Source organism: Brevibacterium picturae (assembly GCF_030453725.1).
GTDB lineage: Bacteria > Actinomycetota > Actinomycetes > Actinomycetales > Brevibacteriaceae > Brevibacterium > Brevibacterium sandarakinum_A.
Genome location: NZ_JAKDJU010000118.1, coordinates 1 through 9322 on the forward strand (window position 1 = coordinate 1; position 9322 = coordinate 9322).

Consider the following 9322-nt stretch of genomic DNA (forward strand, 5'->3'; position numbering starts at 1 on the left):
GGTGATCGGGTCATAGGAACCGGGGCAGACAACCTTCATGGCTTCATCGTATCTCGCAGCTGCGACCACTGGTCGTCGACGCCGGCCTCACGAGCGGCAGCCTTGACGATGACGGCCTCGGTTTCCGTCTGTGAATGGTGCAGTCGAGCAGCGGCTCCGGCCATGACTCTTCCCACGATCGTCAGGGACCGTGCTTCGTCCCCGTCCGCGATCGCCTCCAGCAGCTGTCTGTGCGTGTCGATGAGGTCGCACCTGACCTCGTATCCGCGTGGGTCGGAGAGTGAAAGCAGTCGGGTGTGGACCATCGAGACTTTCATCAGGTCACTGAGCCTGACCGAGCCGGAACACGCGACGATCGAGTGGTGGAAGTCGAGATCGGCATCGCCGACGAGGCGCGCGGTGTTGCCTTCGATCACATGCTCGAGCCTGTCCAGCGACTGGTGGATGCGGCCAATCGGTTTACTCGACCGGATGACGACCTTCACCGCCTGCGCCTCGATGGCTTCCCTGACCGCATAGACGTCGTCGATGTCGTTCGGTCTCATCCGTTTGACTCGGACCCCGCGGCCGGGGGCATGGGCCATCACCCCCTCGCTGACGAGGCGCTGCAGAGCCTCCCGCAGCGACGGTCTGGAGACGTCGAGGAGTTCGGCCGTGCGAACCTCGTTGATGGACTGGCCGGGGTCCAGTGAACCGCTGTAGATGGCGTTCCGGATCTGGTCGGCGATGAGGTCGATCGTCGAGGATCGGATGACCTTGCGCAGGACCGGGAGCTCCGAAGTCGGGGGTTGAGGCATATCACGATCATATAACGTTGTCTGACAGTGTGACATCCGGACAACAAAAGTATTGAATAGTGTCCTTGAGACGCATGTTACGAAGATGTGTCGACGTACTATGAAAGGGACAGCTATGAAAGCCATCAAAGGGCTAGCGGCCGCGACCTCGATCATCGCCCTGACACTCGCCCTAGGTGCCTGCGGCGGAAGCGATTCCGACACGAGCACGCTCCAGAAGGCCATCGACGACGGAAAGATCTCTATCGGCTTCGCCGGTGAGGCGCCGTACAGCTTCGAGAAGGACGGCGAACTTCAGGGCGCCTCAGTGGAAATGGCCAAGACGATATTCAAGGAGCTCGGCGTCGACGACGTCGAGGGAGTCAACACCGAATTCGGTTCGCTGATCCCTGGTCTCAACGCCGACCGCTTCGGTGCCATCTCTGCCGGAATGTCGATTCTCCCTGACCGCTGCGAGCAGGCTGCGTTCGGCAACCCCGAGTTCATGTACACCACTGCCCTGATGACCAAAGAGGGCGAGGGCAAGGGCATGAAGGACATGCAGGACGTCAAGGACGAGGGCCTCAAGCTCGCAACGATGAGCGGCGCAATCGAAACCACCGTCTACGCCAAGGAATTGGGCATCGACACGCAGGAAGTCGGCACACCGCAGGACGGCATGGATGCTGTGACCACGGGCCGTGCCGATGTCTTCGCTCTGACCGGCATTTCGCTCAACTGGATGGCCAAGAACAACCCGGACGCCGGCGTTGAGGTCAGCGAGTCCTTCGTTCAGGAGATCGATGGAGTGCCACAGGTCGGCGCCGGTGCCACGGTGTTCCGCACCGACGATGCTGAACTCAAGGATGCCTGGAACGAAGAGCTCGAGAAGATCGTGTCCGATGAGCAGAAATACCTCGACGTCGTCGGCGACTACGGCTTCACGAAGGAAGAGCGTCCCACCGGCGAGATCACAACCGAGCAGCTGTGCAAGGGTGAACTCCCCACAGCCGAGTCCTGATCGACTCCCAGGCACTTTGCGATCATGACTGACAAGTTCACCACGTTGCTGAATTTCCTCCCACAATTGTGGGAGGGAATTCAGACGACGCTCATCCTCACGGTTGGGGGATCGATCGGCGCGATCATCATCGCCGTTGTCCTCGGACTCTCGATGACCTCGACTCACGCCTGGCTGAGCATCCCGGCACGGATCATCGTCGAATTCTTCCGCGGCACCTCCCTGCTCGTGCAGCTGTTCTGGCTCTTCTACGTTCTGCCTCTTCTCGGGATCCCTCTCGACCCCATCGCCTGCGGCATCGGCGCGCTGGCACTCAACTACGGCGCCTACTCCGCCGAGGTGGTTCGCTCCTCGATCAAGACCGTGGCTCCCGGCCAGTGGGAGGCAGCGATCGCGCTCAGCCTCTCACCGACCAGACGCATGTTCCGTGTCATCTTCCCGCAGGGCTGGGCACTGATGATCCCGTCGCTGGCGACACTGCTGATCCAGCTCCTCAAGGGCACAGCAGTGGTCTCCTTCATCACCCTGCAGGACCTCACCGAGAAGATCACTCAGCTGCGTCAGTCGACGGACACGTACTTCGCGTTCACGATCGGCCTCATCATCTACTTCGTCATCGCCTGGTTGATCCAGGAGGGCATGAACTACCTCGAACGCAGGGCCACAGCCAAGCTGGGCCGCAAGCGCCCGAACTCGCGCGCGGACAGGCGTCAAGCACGCCGGGACGCTCGCGACGAGCTTCACCACGATCGCCTCAGATCCCATGAGGCCGCCAATGACGGGGCCTCCAAACTTGGCCCCGCCGGACAAGGAGGTGGCCTGTGATCTGGAATTGGGAATTCGCCGCCGAGGCGCTGCCGCTCCTCCTGCGAGGGTTCGTCAACACGCTCATCGCCACAGTCGTCGGCACCGTGATCGCCGCCTCCCTCGGTCTCATCATCGCCATCGCGATCCGCTCACTGCCACGCTGGATCAATTGGCTGGTCCGACTGCTCGTCGCCTTCGTCCGCAATACACCCCTGGTCATGCAGCTGATATTCGTGTACTTCATCTTCGCCGGCATTCCCGGTCTGGTGGACGTACCGGCGCTCGTCATCGGCTTCATCGTCATCGGCATCCACTATTCGACCTACATGTCGGAGAGCTACCGTGCGGGCATCGATTCGGTGCCGCCGGGGCAACACGAGGCAGCAACCGCACTGTCGCTGCCACCGGTCCGCAAGTTCACCGCAGTCGTGCTGCCACAGGCACTGCGCGCCACGATTCCCTCTTTGGGAAACTACGCAGTCGCCATGTTCAAGGACACTCCGTTCCTGTTCGCGATCTTTGTGGTCGAACTCGTCACATCGGCGCAGCAGTTCGGTGCAGCGAAGTTCGCCTATACCGAAGCCTTCACCCTGGCCGGCCTCATCTTCCTGGCAGCCAGCTACCCGACCTCATTGCTCATCCAGAGATTGGACCGACGCCTTGCCACCTACTGAGAACACCTCATCGACCCCGGCAGCGAACACCCCGAGCTCAGCCTCACCGGCCATCGAGTTCAAAGACGTGGAGAAGCGGTTCGGGAAGACCACCGTCCTCAAGGACCTCAACTTCACTGTCGCCCCTGGAGAGCGCGTGACCCTGATCGGGCCCAGCGGTTCCGGCAAGACGACGATCCTCCGCCTCGTCATGACACTGGAGGAACTGACCGGCGGCTACATCTTCGTCGACGGCAAGCCGCTGACCCACACCGAGAAGAACGGCAAGCGCGTCGAACTGCCGTCGAAGACGACTCGCGCCATGACGACGCGGATCGGAATGGTATTCCAGCAGTTCAACCTCTTCCCCAACATGACGGTGCTCGAGAACATCATCGAGGCGCCGATCCATGTGCTCGGCAGGTCCAAGGACGAAGCGGTGGCCGAGGCGAAGGCACTGCTGGAGAAGGTCGGACTCGGCGAGAAGGCCGATGAGCATCCCACTCGCCTCTCCGGCGGTCAGCAGCAGCGTGTGGCGATCGCACGGGCACTGGCGATGAGTCCGGAGATCCTCCTCCTCGACGAGGTGACGTCCGCTCTCGACCCCGAGCTGGTGGGAGAGGTCCTCGGCGTCCTCCGCGACATCGCGGAGACAACCGATATCACGATGCTCCTGGTCACCCACGAGATGCAGTTCGCCCGCGAGGTCTCACACCGGGTGATGATGTTCGACGGCGGTCAGGTGCTCGAGGAAGGGCCACCGGACCAGCTCTTCAACAACCCGCAGCATGAGCGCACACGTTCGTTCCTCTCGAGCGTGCAGTAGCGTCATGATCAGCGTGCAGTAGCTTCATGATCAGTGTGCACTAGCATCACGATCAATCATCTGAGGCCCACGGGAGTACAACTCCGGTGGGCCTCAGCTGCTGCGGTGGGACCAGCTCACGCAGGTTCGTCGGCTTCCGCTGCGTCCCCCGATTCGTCGGCGTCGCCCCTGAGCTGGACGAAGTACAATGCCGTCTCGCCGAAGGTCTTCGAACGGAAGACCTCGAGAGCGGCCGGCATCGTGGGCTCCGGAGCTCGTGAGGCCCGTTCGACCACGACGATGGATTCCATGTCGAGGAGTGCGGCGAGTCTGCCGAGGATCTGAGTCACAGCGTCCTCGCCCATCGGGTAGGGCGGGTCCATGAACACCAGGTCGAAGATGCGCCCCTCACCGTCGTCGAGATCGCTGCGGGTCTCCAGCACCTCGCCGTTTTGAATATTGTCCAGTCCGCCATTCTGAATCTCCGCGAGTCCGCCGCGGTGCGCCGTTCCGCCGCGGTGCGCCGTTGCGCCACGGTACTCCACTCCCCCAACGCGCGCCGCCGCGTGCCCCTCCGACGCCTGATGCTCGGGCGCCTGGCCTTCAGCCATCGCCTGTCTCGGCACACGCTGACTGCTGAGGAACGAGACGACATCCGCGGAATGGATCCTGGTCGAATGGTCGATTCCCAGCTTCTGAGCGTTCGCTTCGACCGCGCGGGCAGAGGCGCTTGCCGAATCGACGAAATCGGCTTCAGCCGCTCCCCGGGACATGGCTTCGAGGCCCAGTCCACCGGAGCCGGCGAAAAGGTCGAGGACGTTCGCGGCCTGCAGGACCCCGTAGCCGTCGAGCATGGAGAAGAGGGATTCCTTGACCCGGTCCGAGGTCGGGCGGGTGTTCGACCCGCCCGGTGCGACGAGCCTGGATCCCTTGAACGCACCAGCGATGATCCTCATTGCTCGTCCTTTCACTCACTCAGCATTCTCGGTTCGGCTCCTGACAGCGTCACTCCGCCGTCCGGCATCTCAGCTCGCCTCGATGAAATGAGCCGATTCCGCGGGCAGGACCCGGTTGATGAAGGCCCGCAGGGCCGGCAGCGAACTCAGATCAGGGTCGACGGAGATGATCTTCTCCGCGATGGCTCTCGCCTCTTCGACGATCGGCGCATCGCGCAGAATCGACAGGTGCTTCAGTGAGGATCCTCCCCATTGTGAGGCACCGAGCACATCGCCTTCACCTCGACTGCCGAGATCATACTCGGCCAGGGCGAAGCCGTCGAGGGTGCCTGCCACCTCGCGGAGTCGCTCGAAGCTCTCATCGTCCTCGGCTGCCTCGGTGAGCAGGAAGCACATGGCCGCACTGCCGTCGCGCCCGACGCGTCCGCGCAGCTGATGAAGTTGGGCGACGCCGAATCGCTCCGCTTCGAAGACGACCATCATGGTCGCCCGGGGGACGTCGACCCCCACCTCGATGACGGTCGTGGAGACCATGATGTCGATGTCGCCGGAGACGAACGCGGCCATCGTCCGATCCTTCTCCGCCGTCGACATCCGGCCATGGAGAAGTTCGATCGAACGGGATCGCAGCTCTGCGGAACTCTGGAGCTTGTCCTTCAGGTCTTCAATGCCCTCTCTGCTGCCGATCACATCACCCGTTTCGGGGTCCTCGATATCGGAGGGGTCGATGCGCGGGAAGACCACGAAGGTGCCTCTGCCGGTCTCGGCCGCCTCGTCGATAAGCTGGCGGACGCGGCCCAGCCATTTGGGATGGTCTCCCAGTGACACGGCGTGGGTGGTGATGTTCTTGGTGCCCGCGGGCATTTCGTCGAGTGTGGAGACATCGAGGTCGGCGAAGACCGTCATCGCCACGGTCCGCGGAATCGGGGTCGCAGACATCACGAGGGTGTGCGGGACCTTGAGTCCGGCCTTTGCCCGCAGCGCCTCACGCTGTTCGACGCCGAACCTGTGCTGCTCGTCGACGACGATGAGGCCCAGTTCGTCGAACATGGTCGTATCCGACATCAGCGCATGTGTCCCGACGACGATGTCGATCTGACCTGTGGCGAGGTCGAGTGCGAGCTGTTTGCGTTCGCGCGCCGGCATCGACCCTGTCATCAGTGCCACCCGAACCTGGTCATCGCCCGACAGCAGCGGGCTCAGCGCCATCTGATCACCGAGGAGGCTCTCAATTGAGCGGAAATGCTGTGTGGCGAGCACCTCCGTGGGCGCGAGCATCGCCGCCTGAGCTCCCGAGTCGACGGCCGTGAGCATCGCCCGCAGTGCCACGACGGTCTTGCCGGAGCCGACGTCGCCGTGGAGCAGGCGGTGCATCGCGGTTCTCCGCCCGATGTCTGCCTCGATCTCCCCTCCGACCCGCAGCTGCGAGGCGGTGAGATAGAAGGGCAGGCTCTCATCGAACCTCTCGCTCCTGGCACCGACGTTGAGCAGCGGAGTCGCCTCGAGCTGCTCATAGTCGACCTTGCGGGAGACGAACTCCGCCTGCAGGGCGAGCGCCTCTTCCCACTTCCAACGCTGCTTGGCCTTCTCCGTCGCTGCCGCTGACCTCGGCCGATGCATGTCATTGAACGCGGTACGCAGCTCGGGAAGGTCGAGGTCGGCTCGCATTGCGCTCGGCAGCGGGTCCTCGAACTCTGTTGGGTCCGCGACATCGAGGAGAACCTTGATGGCCTTCCACAGGCGCGTCTGTGCGATGCCTTTGACGCGGGGGTAGACGGGGAACGGGGAGTTGAGATCCTCCGGAGTCCACTTCTCGTCGTGTTCGTCCCGGTTGAGCCAGGTGGGTGAGTTCAGGGTCAGCTGCCCGCGGTACTCCTCGACCTTCCCCGCGAAGACGACCGTGAGTCCGGGAGCCAGCTGTTTGTCCAGCCAACGCTGGTTGAAGAAGGCTATCTTCATCGATTGCTGCCCATCGTGGACGATCACATCGGTGATGGTTCCACGGCGTCTCTGCATGCGCCTGGTGTCGACGGAGATGACCTCGGCCTGCAGGATGGCGGTCTCGCCCAATGGGAGACCGCCCAGCGGTGTCTTCTCCCCGGGCACGAGGAATCTGCGCGGGAAGAAGCGAAAGAGATCCGCCACCGAGGTGATCCCGCGCTTCTTCAGTGCACCGCGGTCTCGCGCGGTGAAGTAGTCGTCGAGGCGGGCGCTCATTCGACTCCCATGATGAGCAGTGTCGCCCGGTCCCGCGAGTCGATGTCCTGGAATCGCACCTGGGCGTGTGATTTGCTGATCCAGTCCCGCAATTGTGAGAGGACATCGGGGGCGCAGCCGGGACCGTGGACGACGGTGAGGAGCTCTCCCCCGGCCCCCAGCAGTCGATCGGCGAGTTTCTCGACCAGGGTTGTGAGTTCGGTGCTCTGGGTTTTGACCTTCCCGTCGATGAAGACCCGGTAGAACTGTGAGGGGTGGGAGGCCGGGATCGACCGCGTCGGCTGCGAGCCTGCGGCGTCGTCGATGGCCGGCAGGGCACCCGTGGGCGGGTGGAGAGCCAACTGTTCCGCCGAGACGATGGTACCGACACGGGTCCCGGCCGCTGCTTCGGTCATATCGGCGAAGATCTCCACTGCCGGGGCGAACTGGTCGTAGACCGCGAGGGCAGACAGCAGGGTGGCAACATTGCGGGAGCGGACGACATGTCCCCCGGTGACCTGTCCCAGTGATTTCAGCATGGTCGTGGAGCTGGGGACGACGAGGACTTCGCGCTCATCCTCGGCGATGATGTCCGTGGTCAGACGCACCGCGGCACCGGAGTCCGGGGTCAGTGCCGTCGCCCCGTTCAGCGCACAGTGCATGAGCAGACCGGTGCCGGAGACGATGGCCACCAGGTGGGTCTCGCCCTCTTCCTCGTGCAGACGCAGGTCCTCCATGTCCAGGCGGACGATGCCGTAGCCGGCGAGGTGGTCGAGGACGGTCACGGCGGTGGCCTCGTCGGCGACGTGCACGTGTACCTTGGGGCCGTTGATGACGATCGATGTCCCGCCCAGGTCATCCAGCGCCTCGGCGAGGGGCGATGTGGGCCTTCCGCCGTCAGAAGAAGCGGGGTCCGCGGCGAGGAGCGCAACGATCTCGAGTTCATCGGTTCCGGCCTGGTGGACGACCCGCGGGGACCCGGTGATTTCGCCGAGCATCGAATCCTGCGGTGTCCGACCGGTGACCGTGGCATAGAGGAGATCGAAGAGTTCGACGATTCCGGTCGAGCCGGCGTCGACGACCTCGGCGTCGCGGAGCACGGGCAGCTGCCCGGTGGTCTCCCGCAGTGCCGAGCGGGAGCGCAGGCGCACTGCCGAGATGAGGTCGACGAGGTTCACACCCGCTTCGGCCTTCTCCCTGGCCTCGGCGGCCATGGCGTCGAGGACCGTGAGCATGGTGCCGTCGACGGGCCGGGCCACGGATTGCCGAGCGCGGGTCGAGGCAAGCTCGAGGGCTGCGGCCATGGCCTCCGGCGTCGCCACGGTCACGCCGTCCAGGGCATCGGCAACTCCCTGGAGTGCGACGGCGAGGATGAGTCCTGAGTTTCCGCGAGCACCCCGTCCGGCGCCTTCGGCGAGTGCGGCGACGACCTGGGGCAGGGTGACGGGTCCGGTGAGCTCCTCGACAGCCAGATAGGCGCTGCGCAGTGTGTGGTACATGTTCGTGCCGGTGTCGCCGTCGGGGACGGGGAAGACGTTGAGTTCGTCGATCTCGACGCGTTCCTTGCGCAGACGATCAACCGCACGCCGAGCCCACCTGGCGGCCAGGCGGCCGTTGAGCCCGATGGCTTGATTGGGTCCGCTCATGTCACTTCCCGAAATGGCTGAAGCCGCTCGTCGGCACCGGTGCGCCGTCGAGACTGACGCCGTGGCCTGGTCTCATCTCTCCGATTCTCCGCCAGCCTACCGGAGGTGTGTCGAACTGCGCCGACGACGCGAGGAAGCCATGGTCCTCTCCCCCGTTCAGCACCCAGCTCAGCGCCAGTTCCTCAGCTGTCGACGCCTTCTGCACCAGGTGCCTCGCCGCGGGCAGCAGCGGATCGATGAGTTCCTGCAATGAGGCGCGGTCGATGGTCGCATGCACTCCAGACGCCGCCGCGACTCGGCCCAGATCCGTGCTCAGCCCGTCGGAGACATCGATCATCGCCGAGGCGGTCCCCATGTGTGCGACGGCCCCATAGTTCGGTTGTGGAGCCAGCTGAGTGTTGATGAGTTCCCTGAGGTCTGCACTGACCTCGGGCAGGTCTGCGCTGACCTCAGGCAGGTCTG

The 9322-nt window shown here is 63.9% G+C and carries 9 protein-coding genes; 4 read left to right on the plus strand and 5 right to left on the minus strand.

Annotation, left to right across the window (positions count from 1 at the left end):
- Window positions 1-35 precede the first annotated feature (35 nt).
- Window positions 36-797, minus strand: a complete 762-nt coding sequence (locus tag L0G76_RS11400; RefSeq protein ID WP_304357338.1) for a GntR family transcriptional regulator — start codon at window positions 795-797, stop codon at window positions 36-38.
- 115 nt (window positions 798-912) lie between these two features.
- Here L0G76_RS11400 and ehuB point away from each other — a divergent pair, with 115 nt between their 5' ends.
- The 4 genes from ehuB to ehuA are packed head-to-tail and all read left to right on the plus strand — an operon-like array spanning window position 913 to window position 4083.
- Window positions 913-1797 carry an ectoine/hydroxyectoine ABC transporter substrate-binding protein EhuB gene (ehuB, locus tag L0G76_RS11405; RefSeq protein ID WP_304357339.1) on the plus strand — a complete coding sequence of 295 codons (885 nt, stop codon included), beginning with the start codon at window positions 913-915 and terminating at the stop codon, window positions 1795-1797.
- A 24-nt stretch (window positions 1798-1821) separates the two neighbouring features.
- Window positions 1822-2622 (plus strand): ectoine/hydroxyectoine ABC transporter permease subunit EhuC, encoded by an 801-nt coding sequence (gene ehuC / locus L0G76_RS11410; RefSeq protein ID WP_304357340.1) that lies wholly within the window; start codon window positions 1822-1824, stop codon window positions 2620-2622.
- Entirely contained in the window at window positions 2619-3278 is a 660-nt protein-coding gene (gene ehuD / locus L0G76_RS11415; RefSeq protein WP_304357341.1) for an ectoine/hydroxyectoine ABC transporter permease subunit EhuD, read from the plus strand. Before ehuC ends, ehuD begins: the two co-directional genes overlap by 4 nt.
- A complete protein-coding gene (ehuA, locus tag L0G76_RS11420) occupies window positions 3265-4083 on the plus strand; it encodes an ectoine/hydroxyectoine ABC transporter ATP-binding protein EhuA (protein ID WP_304357342.1) in 819 nt (272 codons plus the stop codon). The genes ehuD and ehuA overlap by 14 nt, the downstream gene beginning before the upstream one ends.
- A 116-nt stretch (window positions 4084-4199) precedes the next feature.
- Here ehuA and L0G76_RS11425 read toward each other — a convergent pair whose 3' ends face one another.
- From L0G76_RS11425 to L0G76_RS11440, 4 genes are all read right to left on the minus strand, one after another.
- Window positions 4200-5018 carry an RsmD family RNA methyltransferase gene (locus L0G76_RS11425; RefSeq protein ID WP_304357343.1) on the minus strand — a complete coding sequence of 273 codons (819 nt, stop codon included), beginning with the start codon at window positions 5016-5018 and terminating at the stop codon, window positions 4200-4202.
- A gap of 69 nt (window positions 5019-5087) precedes the next feature.
- Complete coding sequence (locus L0G76_RS11430) at window positions 5088-7235, minus strand: ATP-dependent DNA helicase RecG (RefSeq protein ID WP_304357344.1); 2148 nt, start codon at window positions 7233-7235, stop codon at window positions 5088-5090.
- Entirely contained in the window at window positions 7232-8860 is a 1629-nt protein-coding gene (locus L0G76_RS11435; protein ID WP_304357345.1) for a DAK2 domain-containing protein, read from the minus strand. Before L0G76_RS11435 ends, L0G76_RS11430 begins: the two co-directional genes overlap by 4 nt.
- 1 nt (window position 8861) lies before the next feature.
- A partial coding sequence (locus L0G76_RS11440; RefSeq protein WP_369696182.1) for a thiamine-phosphate kinase occupies window positions 8862-9322 on the minus strand: 461 nt, incomplete at its 5' end.

Bases quoted from the DNA above. Each gene is read 5' to 3' on its own strand.
- L0G76_RS11400 (WP_304357338.1), bottom strand. From the start codon at position 797: ATGCCTCAACCCCCGACTTCGGAGCTCCCGGTCCTGCGCAAGGTCATC.
- ehuB (WP_304357339.1), top strand. From the start codon at position 913: ATGAAAGCCATCAAAGGGCTAGCGGCCGCGACCTCGATCATCGCCCTG.
- ehuC (WP_304357340.1), top strand. From the start codon at position 1,822: ATGACTGACAAGTTCACCACGTTGCTGAATTTCCTCCCACAATTGTGG.
- L0G76_RS11425 (WP_304357343.1), bottom strand. From the start codon at position 5,018: ATGAGGATCATCGCTGGTGCGTTCAAGGGATCCAGGCTCGTCGCACCG.
- L0G76_RS11430 (WP_304357344.1), bottom strand. From the start codon at position 7,235: ATGAGCGCCCGCCTCGACGACTACTTCACCGCGCGAGACCGCGGTGCA.
- L0G76_RS11435 (WP_304357345.1), bottom strand. From the start codon at position 8,860: ATGAGCGGACCCAATCAAGCCATCGGGCTCAACGGCCGCCTGGCCGCC.